The sequence below is a fragment of the Pseudoalteromonas sp. T1lg48 genome (assembly GCF_002964785.1).
In the GTDB taxonomy this organism is placed as follows: domain Bacteria; phylum Pseudomonadota; class Gammaproteobacteria; order Enterobacterales; family Alteromonadaceae; genus Pseudoalteromonas.
This window is the reverse complement of record NZ_PQCC01000023.1, coordinates 97,865-118,398: the sequence shown is the minus strand read 5'-3', so window position 1 is coordinate 118,398 and position 20,534 is coordinate 97,865. Positions and strand designations below refer to the sequence as shown.

Here is a 20,534-nt window from a genome sequence, read left to right as displayed (position 1 = left end):
ACATGAGTCTCAATTATTTGGATTTCGAACTGCCAATTGCCGAATTGGAAGCGAAGATTGAAGAGCTACGTCACGTCAGTCGAGCGGGCGAACTGGATTTAGGGCTAGAAGAAGAAGTCGGTCGCCTAAAAGAGAAAAGTGTTGAACTAACTAATAAAATCTTTTCTGAACTAGGTGCATGGCAGGTTTCGCAACTAGCTCGTCATCCACTGCGTCCATACACACGTGATTACATCGAGCGTATTTTTACCGAGTTCGACGAACTCGCGGGCGATCGTGCGTTTGCAAACGATCCGGCCATTCTTGGTGGTGTAGCACGTTTAGACGGTGAGCCAGTGATGGTTATCGGTCAGCAAAAAGGCCGTGATACCGCGGAAAAGATCAAACGTAACTTTGGTATGCCAAAGCCGGAAGGTTACCGTAAGGCCTTGCGTCTGATGGAAATGGCCGAGCGTTTTAAAATGCCTATTTTCACCTTTATCGACACTCCGGGTGCCTACCCAGGTGTGGGTGCGGAAGAGCGTGGCCAAAGTGAAGCCATTGCCCGTAACCTTAAGGTTATGGCGGCGCTGAAAGTGCCAACTATCTGTACCGTGATCGGTGAAGGTGGTTCAGGTGGTGCCCTTGCCATTGGTGTCGGTGACCGCGTTAACATGCTGCAATACAGCACCTACTCGGTTATTTCTCCTGAAGGTTGTGCGTCAATCCTTTGGAAGAGTGCTGAGAAAGCACCATTGGCTGCTGAAGCCATGGGTGTAACCGCACAGCGCGTGAAAGAGTTGGATCTGATCAACAACATTATCGAAGAGCCGCTAGGCGGCGCGCACCGCAACTACGATGCCATGGCCAAGAGCCTCAAGGCACAGTTGAAGCGTGACCTGGCCGAGCTGCGTCAAAACAGCGTTGAGGAAATGCTGGACTTGCGCTACAAACGCTTAATGAGCTTCGGTTACTGTTAAGCAAAAAAAGGCCGCTCAGTCGGCCTTTTTTAATGCCAGCCTAATACCGTCTAATGACCAGTCCTATGTACACACGCTTTGCCGCACAATTAGCACACCTCCTTAACGAGTTGCCCGAGTGTCAAGGCTTGGCGGTTGCCCTCAGTGGCGGCCTGGATTCCATGGTGTTGCTCGATCTGGCGCAGCGCTATGCCCAGGAGAAGGGCATGCCCTTGTGTGCCATTCATATCCATCATGGCTTAAGCGCCAATGCCGACCATTGGCAGGCCTTTTGTGTCGAGCAATGTCGTAGGCGTGGCATTGCCTTTTACAGCGAGCAGGTTGTGTTGTCGGAGCAAACCAGGCTGGGTATCGAAGCCAAGGCCCGTCAGGCCCGTTATCAGGCGATGGATAAGGCCTTGCCTGCAGGCTATGCGCTGCTTTTGGGTCAGCATAGCGACGACCAGGTAGAAACCTTCTTTTTGCGCTTGAAGCGCGGCGCCGGGCTCAAAGGGCTCGGCGGCATGCAGGCATTGAGCTACTGGCAACAGCGCCCTTTGCTTCGTCCTTTGCTCGGGATCAGCCGCAAGCAGTTACAGCACTTCGTCGAGCGTCATGATCTTAAGCATATTCACGACGAGTCCAATGACGACAGCCGTTTTGATCGTAACTTTTTACGCAATCAAATTTTGCCCCAACTGAACAAACGCTTCCCTGGCTTTAGTGCCAAGGTGGCGCAAACCACGGAGCTACTGCAACAGCAGCAGCGCTTGCTGGACGATATCGCCGCCCAAGACCTAACACAGCTGAGCGTTAACTCCGAGCAACTGACCCTGGCGCCGTTAATGGCATTAGGCGAGGCCCGAGCCAATAATGCCCTGCGTTACTGGCTGCAGAGCCATGATGTAGCCATGCCCTCACAATTACAGCTGCAAAGCCTGTGTGCGCAGCTGTTAAGCGCTCGGGCAGATAGTCAGCCTAGTTTAACCTTGCGCACTCATTGTGGCGATGAGGTGAGCGTGCGCCGCTTCAACGAGCAGCTGTATTTGGTTCAACACCAAGTAGAGCCTGTAGCCGAGCGCCTTGCTAACCCGGGTATACATGCTCTAAACGATGGGCGCACCTTGATGTGTAAGCCCGGAACCGGGGTGAGGGCACCAAATGCCGATGAGCAGGTGTGGGTGCGTTTTGGGGTGCTTAACGCTCGCATTCGCCCGCAGCACAAACCCTATGGCAATAAACTGAGTCACTGGCTAAAAGAGCTCAAGGTGCCGCCCTGGGAGCGACAACGCATCCCGCTCATTTTTTACGATGACACCCTAGTGGCGGTGGTAGGTTACTTTTATAATTACGATTTTCTGGCACAACAAGGATTACAATGGCAACTGACAACCACTCTTCCGTAAAGAAGCCTCATGTAGGCCTGTCTTTAGTGCAAAAGGCGCCCTGGGCTGTGTTGGTGATCTTAGTGTTGTTGGCCGTGGTTGTCGGTGTATACGGGCCGTTATGGCCGGTGCTGGCAATAGCGTTGATCGCCGGGCTCTGTTGCGGGGCGCTGTTACTGGCCTATTGGCTGGGTAAAGGCGGCACTTATTTCATTGTCGGCTTACTGGTGCCCTTGTTGGCCGTGATGTTTGCCGAGCTGCCAAGCTTTACGTCCCTGTATCAGCTTATTTTGGCGTTCTTTTGTGGTTTTTGGTTATCGTTGTGGGCATTTAAGCTGGTAAAAGGCACGGCGGACAATTCAGAGGCACCCTGATAGGTGTTACGACCGCTGAATTTGGCCTGATACAGGGCCTTGTCGGCGCGCTCGAACAGGCTAATATTCACGTCCTTGGCCTGCGCAAGGGCAAAACCGATACTGCAACTGACGCCATAGCGGTTCATTAACTCGCTGTTACCCACCGCCGCTTGAATACGCTCGGCGATCACCGTATTGGTGGTGTAATGGTCATCGTCGATCAGGATGGCAAATTCATCGCCGCCGAAGCGAAAAATAGAATCCGTGGCACGCACGCTCTGGCGCAACAGGGTGGCAAATTCCTGTAGGGTTTGGTCGCCCACCTGGTGTCCATAATTATCATTGACCTGTTTAAAGTAATCTAAATCTAACAGCATCAAGCTAAAAGGACGGTGCTGGCGTCGGCAGGCTTCCAGTTTTTTCTCGACACTGATATTAAAGTCACTGCGGTTATTGAGCCCGGTCAAAGGATCGCGTGTGGCCAGACGTAGCACGCGATTATAGGTCAGGGCGTTACGCAGCGGGTAAGCGAGGACTTGTTGCCATTTTTTTAGCTGCTCTTGCAGGGCCGCACTAAAAGTAGCGTCACTTAAATACACCAAGCGGCCTAAGTGCTCACCCTCGACCTCAATATCGAAACGATTAGCCACCGCATTGTCTTGGCTGTTCGTCATTTCATTGACACCCAGACAGGAATGCAGTTGCAGGCCGGTAAAATAGGCATGGGGGCGCACATGCTCGGCAAAAATATCAAGCAGGGTCGACAGCTCAAGGCTGCGCTGGAGCTCGTGTGTCAAAGCGGTGACGTTGACCACCGACGCAGGGCGGTAAAAATGTGCCGCCGTGTTCGCATCTTGGGTCATGGCGGTGTGACCGTATGTCAAAATATGGACGTTATCCAAGCGTTACGCTCCAAGACTAAATTCGTATATGTTTTTATGCTAAAACCGTGCCATCAATTCAAACTAGCCATAAAACAAGCCCTTGCTATAGTTAATTAAGGGTGATTAGTCGGTCAGGGTGTTGACGCTACAGGAGCACCATGCAGCAGCTGTTTATAGAAGTCTTTGGCTTGTTAGTCAGTGCGGTGGCGCTGGTCTGGTTGTTTAAGCGTCTGGGTTTGCCGGTGATACTGGCCTACCTGGTTACCGGAGTCATGGCTGGGCCCCACGGCTTCGACTGGCTCGCCAATGGCTCGCAGATGCATGGCATTGCCGAGCTTGGTATCGTTTTTCTGCTCTTCAGTTTAGGTCTAGAGTTCTCTTTCCCCCGTCTGCTGGCAATGCGCAATATCGTATTTGGTGTTGGCTTACTGCAGGTATTGGTGACTTCGGTCGTCTTCTTCTGTTGTTTGTGGCTATTTTCTTTCGATTCCTTGAGCGCGTTTGCGATAGCAACCTTGGTGGCGCTGTCATCCACTGCCGTGGTGGTTAAATGCCTCAAAGACAGTGGCCAGTTACAAAAGCGCCGCGGGCAACTGGCGGTGGGAGTCTTGTTATTCCAGGACCTGGCCGTGGTGCCCTTGCTGATCGCCATTCCCTTGCTGGCCGGTGATACCGAGCATTCGTTAATCTATAGCCTGGCCTTTGCGCTCGGCAAGGGCGCTTTGGTGTGCGCCTTGTTATGGGCCATAGGCAAGTGGTTGTTACCGCTGATCTTTAACGAAGTTGCGCGGATGCGCAATGAAGAGCTCTTTGTTCTGACTACCTTGCTGGTGACCCTGTTTGCCGGTGGTTTGACCTACTGGTTTGGTTTGTCTATGGCCCTGGGGGCGTTTTTGGCGGGCATGATGCTCGGCGAGAGCCAGTACCGCCACCAACTGGAAAGCGATATTCGCCCGTTTCGCGATATTTTGATGGGTTTATTCTTTGTCACCGTGGGGATGCAACTCAGTCTGGTTTATGTGTTTTCTCATGTCCATATCGTGCTTGCGGTGCTGGTGGCCATGATGCTGATGAAATGGCTGATTTTGGCGTTTATTGCCCAGCTGTTAGGGGAGCGTAAAACCGATGCCTTCAGCGCCGCTATCATGCTCTGCCAAATGGGAGAGTTTGGCTTTGTGCTGGTGGCTTTGGCGAAAACCTATGGTCTGCTTGATACCGAATTGGCCTCTTTGCTTATCGCCGTGGGCGTGTTATCCATGGCGATCACGCCTTATTTGATTGACTGCGCACCGCGATGGGTGCATCGCATGTTTACCGCCACGGCAGAGCCCGATCAGATCAATTGTGTCGATGAGCGCCAGAGCGAACATGTGATCATTTGCGGTTATGGGCGTGTCGGTCAAAATATCAGTCGTTTTCTAAGCACCGAGGCGTTGCCATTTGTGGCCATAGATTTAGACCCCTACCTGGTTCAGCAAGGGCGTTTGGCCAATGCCCCTTTGATGTTTGGTGATGTAACACAAAAGGGGATTTTACAGCGAGCAGGCACCGCCAATGCGCGCCTGGTGGTGATCACCTTCACCGATCTAGCTAAGGTCAAATTAGTGACCGAAGTGATTAAAGAAGTTGCTCCTGAGGTTAAAATTTTAGCGCGCATGCCGGACGATGCTCACCTTGAAGAGCTCAAAGAATGTGGCGTCTCGGAAGTGGTGCCCGAGTCCCTTGAGGCGAGCTTAATGCTCTCGTCTCATGTTCTATTTATGAGTGGTGTGCCGATGAAGCGGATTTTACGTCGCGTTAGTCAGGAGCGGGAGAATCGGTATTCGCTATTGCACAGCTTTTACATCAGCGATGAGGCCCCGCACCGTGAGATCCAGAGCGACCGTCTGGAATACCTGCATGTGATGGCCTTGGCGGATAACGCCTATGCGGTGGGAAAGACCATTGCCGAGCTAAACCTGGGTCAGCGCCGTGTTAGCCTGGCGGCCATGCGCCGCCATGGTCAGGAAATTGACGACCCCTGCGCCGAAACCGTGCTGCAGGGGCAGGATGTGCTGGTACTGAAGGGCAAGCCGCGGCGGGTGGAGCTTGCTGAGCGCTTCCTGCTCAATGGCAGCGATACTTAACCTGGGGCATTAATCTAAACGCAAAAAGTGGCGTAATTCGGGCAGCTTATTAAGTCCGTCCTGATAGCCGAGGTCGATCAAATGTTGGGTATAACGTTTCTCAAACAGCAGGTAGCTGGGTAAGCTCGACTCGCTGTAGCGTTTCACACCAATGCCCCGCAACAGCATACGAATGGCAAGGGGCATATCGTCGTAATACTCGCTGCTTATGGTATTAAAGTTGTGCGAGGGGTTAATAACAAAGGTGTCGATATGTTTGAGCTCTTTGTGATCTTCACGGTCTTTTAGCAGGCTCAGGGTGCGGTTAATGCGTTCAACGCGTTCAAGATCGGCCTGCAGGGTATCGGCGAACACACTGTCGAGCAGGTGACCGGCAATATGCGAAATACCCGGATAGTGTGGGGCATACTTACGGTTTTCATCTTTTGGCGCCTCGACACCGATAACAAAAATGCGATCGGCTCCAAGGTGAATGGCACTCGAAAGCGGCGACATTTGGTGGATGGAACCATCACCATAATATTGCTGTCGAATTCTTACACTGGGGAACACCACGGGGATGGCACTGGAGGCCATCAGGTGTTCCATATGGATACGGGTTTTTAGTCCCTGGCGCCTCACCCGTTGCCAGGGTTCGGCGCTTTGGCTTTGAAAAAAGGTAATGGAATCGCCGTTACTGTAATTCGAGGCGGTGACCGCCAGGGCATCTATGATACCGCGGTGAATATTACGGTCGATGCGCTCCATGGGCAGTACCTCGGCCAACAGGCGCCGCAGTGGTGCGTTATTAAACAGGCTGCCCGGAGCATGGTTGGCATGGCCGGAGCGAAAACTGGTTAGTATGTTGCGAAGAAGATGGCCAAAAACATGGACGAAGTCACTGCGATACACGTGCGAGGTATGAAATTGGCCCCATACCGCATCCAGCTTGCGGCTGGCCAAATGGGCACAGGATGCCCAGCAGCCCAGTGCCACAGAGTTGATCGCCCCGGCAGAGGTGCCGGTGATAATACGAAACGGCAGCGGGGCGGTACGCGGTAGACTATGAGTGAGGGCCTTAAGCACCCCCACTTGGTAGGCCGCACGAGCGCCACCGCCGCTTAAAAAAAGTGCTGTGCCTTTTTGACCGCAATTAGTTTGCTTTCGCATATTATTTGCACTTAAATGGAGACCTAGCTTTAATGTAAAAGATTCTTCAGTAAAAAGAAACGTATAGGCAAGCGTGTTGCCAATGTTGGCACTGCCACTGATGGCCATCGCCCTTGCTGAAACCGTGGTTATGTTAACGGAGCACCTATGAAAGAGCAGCCCCCCGAACAAGACACGAAAACACCGAACAGAAATACCCTGTTATTTGCCGCCATTGTTGTTGTAGTACTGGTGATTGTAGTGGTTATCGCCCTAAGTAATCAGCAGGAGCAACCGACCGAGCCGGCTCCTGTTGCCCAACCTAAAGAGGTGGTTATTGAGCCGCAAGAGCCCGAACCCGAGTTAGAGCCGCAGCCAACCCCTGAGCCTGTTCAGCCCGAGCCCGTTCAGCCCGAGCCTGAGCCGGTGATGGAAGAGCCCTTACCCAGCCTGGATGACAGCGATGCAGAGGTCAGCGAGCGGGTAGAGCAATCTTTGGCCGCCAGCAGTGCCGAGCTATTGGTTAATGATGATCTAATCCGTCGCACCGTGGTATTTGTTAATAATCTCGCCGCCGGTCGCGTTGCCACCAATCACTCGCCGGTGACTAAATTGCAAGAACCATTCAGCGTTGTTGAAGGCGATGTACTGACCATGGACCCGCAAAGTTTTAAACGCTATGACCCTTATGTGGCCATTCTTACGGCCCTGGACAGCGAGCAACTTTTGGCGCTTTATAAACGCTTTGAGCCACTCTTTGTCGAAGCTTATGGTGAAGTGGGTGAGCCGGGTACCAGCTTTGAGCAGCGCCTGGTGCAGGCCATCGACCTGGTACTGGCAACGCCGGAGATGACCACACAAATTCCGCTGTTGCGCGATTCGGTTACCTATAAGTACGCCTATTCAGAATGGGAAAACCTGCCGCCGGCGCAAAAGCAATTGCTGCGCATGGGCCCGGAAAACGTGGCCAAGGTGAAAGGGGTGTTACGCGAGTTACGCGCCCAACTTGATTAAATGCCGGTAATAAGAGAGTCGGTGGCACTGCCTTCGATTCTTGATAGCACAGAGGTGGGCTGGCCATCAGGCTGGCCCAATATCCTAAACTCGCGCCCAAGACACAACCAACTGTTTGTTTACTAGGCAGTTAACTGGGTTTTATCGGACAATTCACGGATTTCCCTTGAATCTCACCCTTAAAGTCGGGATAATCCCTCCTGCGCCCAAAGAGGCCCACTATGGTGGCCTTATTGGTCCTCTCGCAACACTAGCATGTGAACCTGGTCAGGCCCGGAAGGGAGCAGCCACAGCGTGTGATGTGTGTGCCGAGATGTGGCTGGTAAGGCTACCACCCAATTCCCCATACTTTTCAGTAAAAACTAACCTTAAGTGTTAAACCTCTGCGATTTGCTTAGTCAATTTCTTCGCGCTTTTTAGTTAAGACCACTCTAAACCTGATTGTAGATTGCTTGCGTTTCTATATTCCTTGTATGTTAGCGAATACCTGCCTAGCCAATGAAGGATAATGTTACCTGGCTGAATATTAAAAAACTTAAATAGGATGTGGGTGAGCTAAAAATTAAAAAAGTGGGTTGGCTTTTTGAGCAAAAAGCCCTCCTTGTTTTAGGAGCAAGAGCACTAAACGTACACTTTTATAAAAGCCACATTGTTAGCCGAAAGGTTATTTCAATCGAATAAGATAATAGAGTGGATATTAGGGATAAGTCATCAAAGAGCACTAGTTGATGTTTTGAGTATCAATTACTTGTAACAACCTTAGATCGAGGTCTATGTTTAGTATCAGCTTTGCCAAGTAAAAGTGTATAAATAACAAGGATGTTCTATGAGACTCTCTAGCGTTTTATCTTTAGTAAACCAAGTTGAAAAATCAAAGTTCATTAACGCGATTGACCGAATCTGCGGTGATGCTGTTAGGCATGATAAAAAGATTGAAGCTCAGTTAAACAAGCTGGATGGACAAATTAAAAATGCTTCTAGTACCGATATAACCCAATTATTCAAAATTATCCTTCCTTACTTCGAGAAAGCTGTGAGAGAGCAGCTTGCTATGTTAGGAGCTCAAGCAACTCTCTTGACTAATATACTAAGTCGAGATGGAAACAGTATTGCCAGAGCAACATGGGTAGAGTCACTATATTCAAAAGAGTGGGATGTTATTAACCGCCGCGCGAAAGAGTTACAAGCAGAGATTGAGGAAGTTAGTGATGATGAGTCATTTGGTAATAGTAAGCGGTTAGGTATTTACTTCGCGTGCTTTAGTGAAGCGCACTCGAATGACCAAAGAATAAATCGAGAGGCGAAAATTACCGATGATGAGCGCGGTATTTTAAATGTTTTAGCGAAGCAGCTAGACGTAACTGCTGACGATCAAGCTGGAATTGAGCACCTGGTAGACAAAATCCCTAAGAATGGCGTGCAAGACGCCTTAAATGAGCTTAGAGAAATAGGCTTGGTATTTATCAGCAGGAAAAGGCAAACCGTATATGTTCCTGATGAAATTGTTAGCTTATTGCACCGCATACAAGGCAAAGAGCTTGCTGATAAACATCTTTTAAGAATTCTTCGAACGTTCAGCGATGCTGAGTTGTCGAACATCCTCAAGAACCACAGGAAGAAAATTCGCGGTGTGGAGCGAAAAGAAAAAGTCTCGAACATCATGAAACTGGGTGTCCCAGTGACTCAAATTTTACAGCGTGATTTATTCAACGATGAAGTGACAATCAACGAGCGCAAAGATAGGCTAAAAGGGCTTATTCAGGATTTAGAGTTAGACTTGGATAAGCTTGGAAGCACTCTCGAAGAAAGAACCGGAATTATATTAAACTCACTTAATAACTGCGCAGAGAGTGAGTTTAATGTGCTCAGCGCAACAGGGTTTAAGGAGCTTTTTTCAGCACTTCAAAACCATTTTCCGATGCTTTCAAAAGTACTCAAGCACGAGTTTGAGCTAGAAGAACAAGAAGAGTTAGACGTTGAAAAGCTAAGAGCGCTCAGCATCACACCTTATGACATTCTATATATGCTCACGAATGAAGAAGTAAAAAGCGTTGTCGACAGCATGGGAATCAAGAAGCGCGGCAATTTGCGCCTGAATATTTTAAATAGTTTTGCAGATGCTACAGACAAACTCATAGATAACTACGGTGCGCTAGCTCGCAGGGATTTAGCATCCTTAAAGAATAGTAATATTGACATCGCAGAATCAGAAATAGGAGTTAAGTTTGAAGAGGTGACCAAAGCCATCTTTGAGCAATTGGGGCTTGCAGTTGATGAAGATTTAAGAAGAGCCGTAAACACCTCAAAAGATAAAGCGGACGTTCTGATTTCGTTGAGTGAAGACGATGTCATCGTAGGTGAGGCTAAAACGTGTAAAAATGGAGACTTCGCCAAGTACTCAACAACTTCTAGACAAGTAAAGGCGTATGCAAATCGTTGTGAGTCAGCAGGAAAGCGCGTCGCACAGGTATTAATCGTTGCTCCAACATTCTCAGATGACTTTGTAGAAAGCGCAGAAATGGATACGGAAGTAAATATATCCCTTTTAGAGGCTGAGGGCCTGAAACGAATTTTAGATGCTTACAAGTCGAGAAGAAACCCTAAATTTTCAGCAAAACTCTTTACCAAAGGTGGCTTGTTGAAATCAGACTTGATTGCCAAGAACATTTAAATTACTAAGTTTCGTTCTATAAAGCTAAGCCCGCACTGAGCGGGCTTTTTAGTTGTCAGTCTTAAACCACCTCTTATGGAGGTAGTGAGCGTCCGAGTGGACTGTATGTAAACCTCCCCCTAAGAAGGCTCATGCTAGAAACGGGGCGTTTTTGTCTAGTGAGTCACTGACAACTTTAGTAACAGCTCAATGCTGGTCAGTGCTTGCTCAATCTGCTATCAATGATCAAAGAACAAAATGACAAGGGGGGTCACCGGCAAATAGCGGGTGCCAGTCATTAATTGAAAATTTAGAGTGACGGCTTCAGCATGTCTAACAAGCCGCTAACGCAACAAGGACTCGTTTAGGGCTTGCTCGACCTCCTTAGTCGCTTTTATTTAGCAAGCCTAAACTTGCCGTTTAGTACGGCGCTGTGAGTACTGCTTATGAGTATAGATTTCCGACCGCTGTCAAAATATGACCTCAACTATTCGAAGGTTATCGAGTTATATAAGGAGGCTTTCCCAGGAGTTCGACGCGTTCCTTCATGTATTCTTCGATACATAATGAGAAAAGGTAAGGCAGGTTTTTTCGTTCTATACCAGCATGAATCCTGGATTGGCCTTATTTATCTTACCGAATATAGAGACATTGTATTTGTTCATTTCTTTGCCATATCGCAAGCGCGCCGCTCAGGTGGTTATGGCAGTAAGGTTATGGAGTCATTGAAAGCAATGTATTCCCAAAAACGAATTGTACTGAATATTGAAGAACTTAACGAACAAGAAGAAAACTACCAGCAGAGGCTGAAACGAAAGGCCTTTTATGAAAGAAATGGATTTGTTTCCTCGGGGTATATTGTCAAAGAGCCTGGTGAACGACTGGAGATGATGATATTTGGTGGCAGTATTACTAAAGAAGAAGTTAAGGCAATGTACAAAAGTTTGTTTGGACGTATGCTTGGCTCCTTTATTCGACCAGACGTCATCGAAATAGATAAAAAATTGGCTGCAGACCGATGCTAAGTCAGGACCCAGGTTGAATAAGCGTCTTGAATTCACAACGCCCAATGCTATGGCCATCAGTATCAGTTAAAAGAAGAAAGGGAATTACCGTCGGCTTCTGCGTGCAACCTTACTCGGATTAGAACTAAGATTAATTACAAACACCTTTGTAAAAACCAATAAATGATGGGGCGCGAAAAAGGATATGAAGTGTCCAGAGTGTGATTAATTTGCGCCCCTATCGCCAAACTATTTATGTGGCATGGTGATTATTGGATTAAGAAAGGGTCGATAACATGAAGAAGACCTCCTACCGCAAGGACGGGTGTGTCCAGCTAAAGGGTTTCATCGGCTCATCAACCTCTGTGTGGGCCAGGGCGTTGGTAAAGTTGGAAATAAGCTTGGCCGCCAGCCCGGTTAGTACTTCCAGTGCCTGACGCTTGGTATATCCGGCGCTAAGGAACTGGGCCAACCTTTCATCGCCGATATGGCCGTTGCTATCCAAGAGCGCTTTGGTAAAATCGCGAAGGGCCTGTAACCTTGCATCGGGCAGGGGCGTTCCCTCTCTGAGCGCTTCTACCACATCATCAGGCATTTGGGCCGATTTCATCATCCAGGTATGGCCCGGTACGCAATAGTGGCAGTTATTCTCGAAGTTGGCGGTCATAAAGACCACCTGCTGCTCCAGCGGTGACAGGCTGCTTGCTTGCATAAACGATGAAAAAGTCTCGTTATAGGCCCTGTAAGTGATCGGCGCTTCCGCCAGCACCTTATGCAAATTAGGTAGCATACCGAAGCTGGCCAGGGATTCTTGCATCAGGGGCTTAGACTCTTCGGGAGCCGTATCCGGTTCGTAATAGGTAAACATCTTCTCTCCTCAATCAGTTGATATCGTCTTTAAGTAGTTTTTGGTCAGGGGCATATCATTTTCGCTCAACGATAATAGCCATGATGGTAGTCTCACCGAGATTAAATACTTGGTGCTCCCATTGGTCGTGCCACATGGTGTGGCCATCGGGAATCTCAAGCGCAAGCTGCTTGCCGTCCGCAGTTTTTATACGGGCTTTACCGCCGCGCTCGAAATACACCGTCTCGGCGTTGTGCTTGTGCCAAAGGTCGTGCTCACCCGGGCGTAAGGTCATGCGTAAAACCAGTACTTGGTCGTTGTCCAGCAAGACCTCGTACTTATCCGGCGAGGCGATGTGTGCGTGTTCTGCCTCTTTGCCAAGGGCGTACGATGAACACATCAAAGCGCTCACCAAGCCCAGCATAAGTAGTTTTCCTGTGTTCATAATTTTTCCTGTTATCTGTGCATGCCTCGGATTGGGTAGTTATTTTGCGGATCGCGGATCCATTTGAGCCCGCTTACCAGAGCCGATAGCTCGGGCCTGACAAAGGGGTTATTAGAAATATCCACCACCTGAATTTTTCCCTCTGCATTGATGACAAACAGCGCTGGCTCGGCAAACGAATGATCCGTCTCCTGCGGTGAACGGGGATCTGAAATATATACACCGAGTTCTTCCATCTGCTCTAGGGTCAGGCCATAGGCAAGGGGGAAAGAGACATCCAGCTGGACCAGGTGATCCTGTAATTGCGCTTTGCTGTCGCCGGATACGGCGATGATATCGACACCCGTATTGAGTAGCTCATCTTTAAACTGCTCCAGGTTATTCAGGTAGCGAGTACAAAGAGGGCAGTGGCGGCCGCGGTAAACAACCACCAGTTGCCAGTCGGCTTCGTTTGCCGGTTTGCCAAGAGTTACCTGTTTGCCGTCTAAAAGCGTAGCGGACATGGTTGGAAACCCGCTGCCAGGATGTAGTTTATTGGTATAGATAGATTCGCCAGACATAATGACTCCTTAAAAGTGGCTGTTCAGATGGTTTTCAAAGCGCGTGAAATCACTTTCGACATCGGCATTCTTCATTACATCGAAGCAGGCAAAGGTCGGCATCGGCGTCATACCGAAGAACTTGAAGTTCATGTGCATAGGGAAAAGCAGATCATCGATGCTTTTGCCGTCGAAAAACTCGCTAGTGTTATCAAAGGACTCTGCCGGGGCGTTGAAGGTTAACGACATCATGTACTTGGTATCGCTTAAGGTCCCCCCTCTGCCGTAGTTGGCCTTGGGGTTACTTTCGTGACGACCATCACCGTTACATAAGGCGCCGCCCATGCCCGCGGTGTAAATTTCATCCATATACTTTTTGAAAGACCAAGGGACACCCATCCAGTTGATTGGCGTTTGCAGCAAGATGAAATCTGCCCATTGGTGATGTTCCAGCTCTTTCTCTACGTCGAATTCTTGTTCCATGGTGACGACATGTGTTTGATAGCCTTTACCCTCAAGCTGAGTAATGGCCTTATCCACCAGGGCCGCGTTTAGCTTGCCTTCAGAAAAGGGGTAGTATTGGTGCGCGTTAATGATTAAGACATTTTTCATAGGTATCACTCCAGGAGTTGATTTGGACTAAGGTGTTCATATCAATGTGCGTGGTTTATAATAGTTACCTGTGAACTAGATTCAATTAGTATACTTTTGGTAACCACCTTGTAAGCAGAGGAATTATTTTGGAAAGTGTCGTAAAAACAGATAGTAAAGGACGAAAAAAAGTTTTAAATGCCTGTATGGAACCTTGCTCCATTGAAAAAGGGATGCGGCTGATCGGGGGCAAGTGGACGGGCTCGATTATTTATCATCTGAAGGATGAACCTGTACGATTCAATGATTTAACCCGGATGCTGGGCGGTGCCAGTAAGAAAATAATCGATCAGCGGCTCAAGGAGCTCGAAGTCCAGGGCATGGTATTACGCAAGGTTATCAGTACGCGTCCGATAGCGGTGACCTACGAGTTGACCGAGTTCGGCCGTTCAGCATTGCACATATTAGACGAGCTGCGCATCTGGTCAGAATCCAACGATATATCGGCTTAAATAGATTACGAGCAATTCTCTGAAAGGGAAAAAGTCATACGAGCGATGACACTTTTGACCACGGCTTAAAGCATATGAACTGTTTATCACTTTAAGCAGTTTTTGCTCTTCTTTGGCTAGCATCTTCTTCTGCTTGCAACTAGCTATACAAGAATGAAGTCTAGGGTGAGTTACCAGCATCTCTCCTAAAACATTCTTAAAAATATTTTCACCCCTTTTCATACCCCCATGCGTTTTCTTACTAAGCACCTTACTTGTCAGGGTGTCAGTTTTTAAGGGGAAAGAGCATGGAAAATACATTGAATATTACTCATGGCGCTCACCAGAGTGGCACATACGAACCGGGTTTTGAGCCCAGCCATAATCTGATTGCACCAGGTTTTAAGGCGGTTGCCTTTGCGTTAGCCGCTGCGGCGATCACCTTGGCGACCTTTAGCTTTATGGTGTCGCTATTGACCGCAGAGCAACGTGCGCCCGTTGAGGTGTTTGACGATGTCATTGTGGAAATCATGGAGCCGCCTAAGCACACCGAGGTGATCACAAAAACCAAGCCGGTGCCACCTAAGGTTGAGCCAAGACCGCAGGCAAGACCAAGCCTGGCTGCGGAACCTGGTGATGAGGTGCTGACGTTAGCGCCGACATTGCCGGATGTGGGCACCGAGATGTCGGACTTGGGGGAATTTTCATCCATGTCTCGCGATACCGCCATGCCCTTGGTGCGGGTACCGCCGCAATATCCAGCGACCGCCGCCCGTGAGGGGATCGAAGGTTATGTCATACTTAGCTATGATATTTCCCCAACCGGTCAGGTTATCAATGCTAAGGTAATTAGCGCCGAGCCCAAGCGGATTTTTGATCGTGAGGCCCTTAAGGCGCTGAGTAAATGGAAGTTTAGCCCTAAGGTTGTGGAGGGTGTGGCTAGGAGCCAGCCCAATCAACAGGTAAGATTAGACTTTAACTTGCAAAATTAGTCGCCTAGGTCGCCACCCTGGATTTGAGCCTAGGGTGTCGCCGATTTAAGGAGTGAAGATGCTAAAAGCGGTTGCCACACGGATATTTGCGCCCTTGTCGCCAAACTATAGCCACTATAGTGACGAGCAATTGGCGCAACTGGCCGCCGACAGCGCCAAGGCAAGGGATGTCTTGGTGCTCAGGCTAAGCGACGATGTACTGTATTTTTTGCAGGCCCAGTTAGTGTCCTTAAGTGAGGATAGTCACACGCGGCGGCAATTGGCGCTCGATTTATTGCATGAGGTGTGGTTGCGCTGGTTGGCCCAGCCACAACGCTTTAGTCCGCAACAGCAGGGCAGTTTTAAGGCCTGGTTATTTAGTCTGGCCCGCAATCAGGTGATTGATTATGCCCGCAGGCAAAAGCGTCATCTACCGGTAGAAGAATGTCTGCAAGAGCCTAATTTGCACCTCGACGCCCAGCATATAGAGGGATTGATCATGGCCGCCACCGAGCAGCAATTAACAGCGGCGATAGCAGACTTGCCGCACTTACAACGCGAGGCCTTAACCTTGCAACTCGAGGGTTTTAGTTTGCAGGAAATTGCCCAGATCACCGCCAGCGCCCAAGAGAGTGTAAAAACCCGATTGCGCTATGCACGCGCAAAAATCGCCGCCACCATGGTCAAAGGAGCACAGTAATGGCAAACCGCGGATCAGACAAACTGGCCCAATGGCAGCAACAGCAAAAACAACAAAGCGCCCTGCAGGCACAGGAGAAAAAAGCCTTGTTGTCGGCCCTCGATTCGAGCCCCCGTAATCGCCGTAGCTGGTGGCATCAGGGTCAGTGGCTGATGGCCTGTGTGGCCTTATTAACCCTGGTGTCGGTAACCTGGCAGGCGGCAAAGCAAGAGCATGCCCCCCTGTATAGCGTTGAGAGTTATACGCGCATGGAAATTTTTGACCTGGCCGGTGGTGAGCAGCGCATGCGCGTCAGCAACACAGTGCCGGCGCAACTGCGCAGCATAGATCAAGCAGAGCTGCAGCTGGCAAATCAGCTGCGGGTGCAGCATCAGGCCTATGCGCTTGGCCAAGAGCCTGAGCCGATACGCTTAGTGCGTTTAGTGCAAAGCGAAGGGGATTGGTTGTTGGCCGATTGCCGGCAACAGGTGTTGATCGCCTTGAGCTCGGAATTATTGAAACGGGTAGAGCACCCTGGAGTGAAATTGCAATCCGGCACCTTGTTGGCCTTGTCTTTTGACAGTAACGGGCAGCTGGTGGCAATACAGGGAGCGGGCAAGCATCAGCAGTGCTGAGGTAAGAGAGGTCAGGCGCCAGGAATAGCGCCTGGTTTTGTGTTCTCAGATCAGTGGGTAGCGGTACCCGGCGTGTACTTGGCCAATTCCACCTGGAATTGCTCTACGCCGTCTTTGCCCTTGTACATGCGCACCATCATATGGTCCATGCTCGGTGCAAACCAGGCAATGGCTTGGCGCTTATCGTTGTCGTACACCCGTTTCACCTTAATGGTTTCCACATTGCCTATGGGCAAGGTAATGGTTTCGTTGCCAACCACCTCGAATTGATACTCTCGGTCATTGCCTTTTTTATCCACTATGGGATAGCTGAACTTGGTTTCGCCTTTGCTCAGAGCCTGGCGCAGTGAGATCTGGTAGGAGAGTACATCTTGGAAGTTTTGGTTCCAGGTGCATTCGAGCGGGTATTTGGACTGGTTGCTAAATACCTGCTGCTGCTGGTGATCAAAGCTGATTTTATAGGTTTTATCCGGGCCGGTGCCGGTGCGCTCAAGCACATAGTCAATCGGTAATACGGTGCCGTCGACAAACTTAAAGCGGCTGCTTTCCTGACGCTCGTCTGAGAAAATCATCCACTCTATTTCGCTGTGATAGCTCAATTGATACAGGTTATCGTCGACTCGGGTGAGGCTTCGCTGCGCGGCACCATGGCGTTCACCCTGACGGGTCACTATGTACTCGGCGCTGTATTCGTTGAGGGTGGTTTGTGACGCGGGGTTAGCGTCTTGCGGCTCGGCATGAGCAAGATTGATACCGCAGCCAAGGACTGCGGCAATCAATAATTTAGCTGTCCAAGTACGCGCTGAGGTCGGCGCCTTGGCTTGGAAGGGTGTTGTTATCGAGCACTGCATAGTTATCTTCCATTTTCAGTCGTTGTTCGCTGAACCACTTAACCACCAACGGATAGATAATATGTTCTTGTGCATGAACCTTCTGCGCCAGGCTTTGTGCCGTGTCATCGCTTTCGATAGCGACCTGTGCCTGAACTATCACAGGTCCGCCGTCGAGCTCTTCGGTCACGAAGTGAACGCTAACGCCATGCACTTTATCGTTTGCATCTAATGCACGCTGGTGGGTATTCAGCCCTTGGTACTTAGGCAACAGGGAAGGGTGAATGTTCAACATTTTCCCTTTAAATTTTTGCACTAAGCCAGCTGTTAGAATACGCATAAATCCAGCTAATACAACACAGTCGGGTGAAAAACTATCAATCAGTTCACCCAGGGCCACGTCATATTCTTCGCGTGAGGCAAACGCTTTGTGGTCTAACACTTTTGCTTCGATACCAGCCTTTTTAGCTCGCTCTAGGCCGAACGCGTCGGCCTTATTGCTGATCACCGCGCAGATTTCAGCGGGAACTGTACCCGCTGCAACCGCATCAATGATGGCCTGTAGGTTAGAGCCACTGCCCGAAATAAGTACAACGAGTCGGGCGAGGTCCTGGCCTGGTGTCATTATTGCGCACCGCCAAGGATTTCAACTTGCTCTTCGCCAGCTGCTGCATCTTGGATTTCACCAATGTGCCAAGCGTTTTCGCCCGCATCTTTAAGAATGCTCAGGCTTTGCTCTAGCTTGTCGGCAGGAACCACAAGTACCATGCCTACACCACAGTTAAAGGTTCGGTACATTTCGTGCGTTTCAATGTTGCCGTTTTCTTGTAGCCAGTTGAATACCGCTGGCCACTGCCAGCTGTCGCCCTTGATCACGGCTTTAGCCGACTCAGGCAATACGCGTGGGATGTTTTCCCAGAAGCCGCCGCCTGTGATGTGTGAAAGCGCGTGTACGTCTACTTGCTTAAGTAGCTCAAGTACCGGCTTAACATAGATGCGTGTCGGTTCAAGCAGGTGCTCGCCTAGGGTCTTGCCTTCAAATTCGCTGTTAGTGTCGGCGCCAGATACTTCAAGAACCTTACGGATCAATGAGTAACCGTTTGAGTGAGGGCCGCTAGAGGCAAGGGCGATAAGCTGATCACCGGCAGCAACCTTAGTGCCGTCGATAATGCCTTCTTTTTCTACCACACCCACACAGAAACCAGCCATGTCGTAGTCGTCGCCTTCGTACATGCCAGGCATTTCAGCGGTTTCACCACCGATAAGGGCACAACCAGAAAGCTCACAACCTGCGCCGATACCGGTTACTACGTCGGCAGCCGTGTCTACGTCTAGTTTGCCGGTGGCATAGTAATCAAGGAAAAATAGTGGCTCGGCACCTTGAACGATAAGGTCGTTAACACACATGGCAACCAGGTCGATGCCTACGGTGTCGTGTTTTTTAAGGTCGATAGCAAGGCGCAATTTAGTGCCCACACCATCGGTACCGGCAACTAAAACAGGCTCTTTATAGCCAGTCGGTAGCTGACATAGCGCACCAAAGCCGCCGATGCCGCCCATCACTTCAGGACGTTTGGTCTTTTTCACAACGCCTTTAATGCGTTCTACTAGGGCGTTACCCGCATCGATATCAACGCCGGCATCTTTGTAGCTAAGAGACTGTTTTTGTTCGCTCACAGGGTTTCCTCAAAATTTAATTTAGGGGTGATCAGGGTCTGTTGACCTTTGTTGTTTGTTTCTGCAGCAGTTTGTAGCGCATTTGTACAAGGCGGCACATGTGTGGTGTAGTTATTCTACATGAACATGTAACGACACAGTAGAAATGCGCTACAAACGCTGCCCTGTGGGTTCATCTAAACGCCTCCTGCTCTGTGTTGCTTGCTATGTACATAGAATGACTATGCAGTATAACGAGCGTCGTGATCAGAATGCGTTTAGATTGAACATAAAGTAAACCACAAAGATAAACAGGCCCTCTAAACGCCGGGCATTTTACAGCAAATGCCGCGGCTTAGCTAGGAAAAGGAGGACCTTTGTCCTTGTTTATGCGGTGGCCACAATAACCGCTCTTAATGGTGCCGGATAGCCCTCAATGGTCTTGTTTGGATCATTAGGGTCCAGGAAATCCGCCAGGGATTCATTTTCCATCCACTCGGTGCGACGCTGCTCGTCGAGCGAGGTTTGGTCGGTGTCGACGACGCGAATATCCTTAAAGCCAACGCGACGCATCCACAGCATCAGGGCCTCGGTGCTGGGGATATACCAGACATTACGCATTTTTGCGTATCTGTCTTCGGGCACCAGCACGGTATTGATATCGCCCTCAATCACCAGGGTTTCCAGCACCAACTCACCGCCTTTACGCAACTGGGCTCGTAACTGAGCCAAGAAGTCGATAGGCGAACGACGGTGATACAATACGCCCATGGAAAAGACCGTATCAAAGGCTTTCAACTCGGGCAGTTGCTCTACGCCTAAAGGCAGCAGGTGCACCGCCGGGTCTTGGTTGTAATGCTTAATGGTCTGGAATTGGCACAGGAAGAGATCGCTTGGGTCGATGCCCACTACCAGCTCAGCTCCTTCGCCGCGCATACGCCACAGGTGATAGCGGAGCCACAGCCGATATCCAGCACCTTGCGGCCATGCAACGGGCTGATATGGGGCAGTACACGATCCCATTTCCAGTCACTGCGCCATTCGGTGTCGATGTCAATCCCAAACAGTGAAAAGGGGCCTTTGCGCCACGGCATAAAACGCTGCAATAAATGGATGAGCTGTTTGCGCTGGCCGTCGCTGATATCGTCATTGGTGCCTACTTGCACCTTGGTTTGGATATTAATTTCAGACGCTTTTAGCTCTGGCAGGTTATTCAGTACTTTTTGCCATTTCGGCATGTCGCCGTGACGGGCTTCGTCTTGCCAATGTTGCAGTTGCGCCGGCAGGGTATTAAGCCAATGGCTGAGCTCGGTGCAGGCAATATGGCGATAGAATTCGTTAAACCACTGATTCATAGTTGTTCCG

Annotated in this window: 20 protein-coding genes, 1 other RNA gene and 1 pseudogene; 12 read left to right on the top strand and 10 right to left on the bottom strand. The window is 49.8% G+C overall.

What is annotated here, in order from left to right:
* Positions 1 to 2 precede the first annotated feature (2 nt).
* The 3 genes from accA to C2M29_RS16270 all read left to right on the top strand — a co-directional run bounded on the left by accA (position 3) and on the right by C2M29_RS16270 (position 2,697).
* Positions 3 to 959 (top strand): acetyl-CoA carboxylase carboxyl transferase subunit alpha, encoded by a 957-nt coding sequence (accA, locus tag C2M29_RS16280; protein ID WP_105190787.1) that lies wholly within the window; start codon positions 3 to 5, stop codon positions 957 to 959.
* 65 nt (positions 960 to 1,024) lie between these two features.
* Entirely contained in the window at positions 1,025 to 2,344 is a 1,320-nt protein-coding gene (gene tilS, locus C2M29_RS16275) for a tRNA lysidine(34) synthetase TilS (RefSeq protein WP_158684751.1), read from the top strand.
* Positions 2,317 to 2,697 (top strand): hypothetical protein, encoded by a 381-nt coding sequence (locus C2M29_RS16270; RefSeq protein ID WP_105190785.1) that lies wholly within the window; start codon positions 2,317 to 2,319, stop codon positions 2,695 to 2,697. Before tilS ends, C2M29_RS16270 begins: the two co-directional genes overlap by 28 nt.
* Here the strand turns inward: C2M29_RS16270 and C2M29_RS16265 are convergent.
* The gene (locus tag C2M29_RS16265) at positions 2,604 to 3,581 is read right to left on the bottom strand and encodes a GGDEF domain-containing protein (protein WP_105190784.1); all 978 of its coding nucleotides are present in this window, start codon (positions 3,579 to 3,581) and stop codon (positions 2,604 to 2,606) included. The two genes, C2M29_RS16270 and C2M29_RS16265, sit on opposite strands and share 94 nt — an antisense overlap.
* Positions 3,582 to 3,721: 140 nt before the next feature.
* Between C2M29_RS16265 and C2M29_RS16260 the strand changes: the two genes are divergently transcribed.
* Positions 3,722 to 5,689 carry a cation:proton antiporter domain-containing protein gene (locus C2M29_RS16260; RefSeq protein WP_105190783.1) on the top strand — a complete coding sequence of 656 codons (1,968 nt, stop codon included), beginning with the start codon at positions 3,722 to 3,724 and terminating at the stop codon, positions 5,687 to 5,689.
* Between the two features lie 9 nt (positions 5,690 to 5,698).
* Here C2M29_RS16260 and C2M29_RS16255 read toward each other — a convergent pair whose 3' ends face one another.
* Positions 5,699 to 6,838, bottom strand: a complete 1,140-nt coding sequence (locus C2M29_RS16255) for a patatin-like phospholipase family protein (protein ID WP_105190839.1) — start codon at positions 6,836 to 6,838, stop codon at positions 5,699 to 5,701.
* Between the two features lie 147 nt (positions 6,839 to 6,985).
* Between C2M29_RS16255 and C2M29_RS16250 the strand changes: the two genes are divergently transcribed.
* The 4 genes from C2M29_RS16250 (at position 6,986) to C2M29_RS16235 (ending at position 11,506) form a co-directional block, all read left to right on the top strand.
* Positions 6,986 to 7,831 (top strand): DUF3014 domain-containing protein, encoded by an 846-nt coding sequence (locus C2M29_RS16250; protein ID WP_105190782.1) that lies wholly within the window; start codon positions 6,986 to 6,988, stop codon positions 7,829 to 7,831.
* A 231-nt stretch (positions 7,832 to 8,062) separates the two neighbouring features.
* An RNA gene (gene ffs / locus C2M29_RS16245) (signal recognition particle sRNA small type) lies at positions 8,063 to 8,159 on the top strand.
* A 498-nt stretch (positions 8,160 to 8,657) separates the two neighbouring features.
* Positions 8,658 to 10,502, top strand: coding sequence for a hypothetical protein (locus C2M29_RS16240; RefSeq protein ID WP_105190781.1), 1,845 nt, complete (start codon positions 8,658 to 8,660; stop codon positions 10,500 to 10,502).
* Between the two features lie 425 nt (positions 10,503 to 10,927).
* On the top strand, positions 10,928 to 11,506 hold the full coding sequence (locus tag C2M29_RS16235; RefSeq protein ID WP_105190780.1) for a GNAT family N-acetyltransferase: 579 nt from the start codon (positions 10,928 to 10,930) through the stop codon (positions 11,504 to 11,506).
* A 289-nt stretch (positions 11,507 to 11,795) separates the two neighbouring features.
* Here the strand turns inward: C2M29_RS16235 and C2M29_RS16230 are convergent, their stop codons facing one another.
* Genes C2M29_RS16230 through C2M29_RS16215 form a run of 4 tightly spaced genes read right to left on the bottom strand, consistent with a single transcriptional unit; the run spans position 11,796 to position 13,928 of the window.
* Positions 11,796 to 12,353: a carboxymuconolactone decarboxylase family protein gene (locus tag C2M29_RS16230; protein WP_105190779.1), complete on the bottom strand. Its 558-nt coding sequence runs from the start codon at positions 12,351 to 12,353 to the stop codon at positions 11,796 to 11,798.
* Between the two features lie 55 nt (positions 12,354 to 12,408).
* On the bottom strand, positions 12,409 to 12,777 hold the full coding sequence (locus C2M29_RS16225) for a hypothetical protein (RefSeq protein ID WP_105190778.1): 369 nt from the start codon (positions 12,775 to 12,777) through the stop codon (positions 12,409 to 12,411).
* Between the two features lie 11 nt (positions 12,778 to 12,788).
* Positions 12,789 to 13,337: a peroxiredoxin family protein gene (locus C2M29_RS16220; RefSeq protein ID WP_105190777.1), complete on the bottom strand. Its 549-nt coding sequence runs from the start codon at positions 13,335 to 13,337 to the stop codon at positions 12,789 to 12,791.
* Between the two features lie 9 nt (positions 13,338 to 13,346).
* On the bottom strand, positions 13,347 to 13,928 hold the full coding sequence (locus tag C2M29_RS16215) for an NAD(P)H-dependent oxidoreductase (protein ID WP_105190776.1): 582 nt from the start codon (positions 13,926 to 13,928) through the stop codon (positions 13,347 to 13,349).
* Between the two features lie 128 nt (positions 13,929 to 14,056).
* On the opposite strand from C2M29_RS16215, the gene C2M29_RS16210 reads away from it, so the two are divergent.
* The 4 genes from C2M29_RS16210 to C2M29_RS16195 all read left to right on the top strand — a co-directional run bounded on the left by C2M29_RS16210 (position 14,057) and on the right by C2M29_RS16195 (position 16,683).
* A complete protein-coding gene (locus tag C2M29_RS16210) occupies positions 14,057 to 14,419 on the top strand; it encodes a winged helix-turn-helix transcriptional regulator (RefSeq protein ID WP_105190775.1) in 363 nt (120 codons plus the stop codon).
* Positions 14,420 to 14,706: 287 nt separating this feature from the next.
* Complete coding sequence (locus C2M29_RS16205; RefSeq protein ID WP_105190774.1) at positions 14,707 to 15,390, top strand: energy transducer TonB; 684 nt, start codon at positions 14,707 to 14,709, stop codon at positions 15,388 to 15,390.
* 58 nt (positions 15,391 to 15,448) lie between these two features.
* Positions 15,449 to 16,069: an RNA polymerase sigma factor gene (locus tag C2M29_RS16200; RefSeq protein WP_105190773.1), complete on the top strand. Its 621-nt coding sequence runs from the start codon at positions 15,449 to 15,451 to the stop codon at positions 16,067 to 16,069.
* Positions 16,069 to 16,683 carry a hypothetical protein gene (locus C2M29_RS16195; protein WP_105190772.1) on the top strand — a complete coding sequence of 205 codons (615 nt, stop codon included), beginning with the start codon at positions 16,069 to 16,071 and terminating at the stop codon, positions 16,681 to 16,683. The genes C2M29_RS16200 and C2M29_RS16195 overlap by 1 nt, the downstream gene beginning before the upstream one ends.
* Before the next feature lie 50 nt (positions 16,684 to 16,733).
* On the opposite strand, the gene C2M29_RS16190 is transcribed toward C2M29_RS16195, so the two are convergent.
* The 4 genes and pseudogenes from C2M29_RS16190 to cmoB form a co-directional block, all read right to left on the bottom strand.
* Positions 16,734 to 17,534, bottom strand: a complete 801-nt coding sequence (locus C2M29_RS16190) for a DUF3108 domain-containing protein (protein ID WP_105190771.1) — start codon at positions 17,532 to 17,534, stop codon at positions 16,734 to 16,736.
* Entirely contained in the window at positions 17,467 to 18,138 is a 672-nt protein-coding gene (purN, locus tag C2M29_RS16185; RefSeq protein WP_105190770.1) for a phosphoribosylglycinamide formyltransferase, read from the bottom strand. Before purN ends, C2M29_RS16190 begins: the two co-directional genes overlap by 68 nt.
* Entirely contained in the window at positions 18,138 to 19,190 is a 1,053-nt protein-coding gene (gene purM / locus C2M29_RS16180) for a phosphoribosylformylglycinamidine cyclo-ligase (RefSeq protein ID WP_105190769.1), read from the bottom strand. The genes purN and purM overlap by 1 nt, the downstream gene beginning before the upstream one ends.
* Before the next feature lie 366 nt (positions 19,191 to 19,556).
* A pseudogene (gene cmoB, locus C2M29_RS16175) lies at positions 19,557 to 20,524 on the bottom strand (tRNA 5-methoxyuridine(34)/uridine 5-oxyacetic acid(34) synthase CmoB).
* Positions 20,525 to 20,534 lie beyond the last annotated feature (10 nt).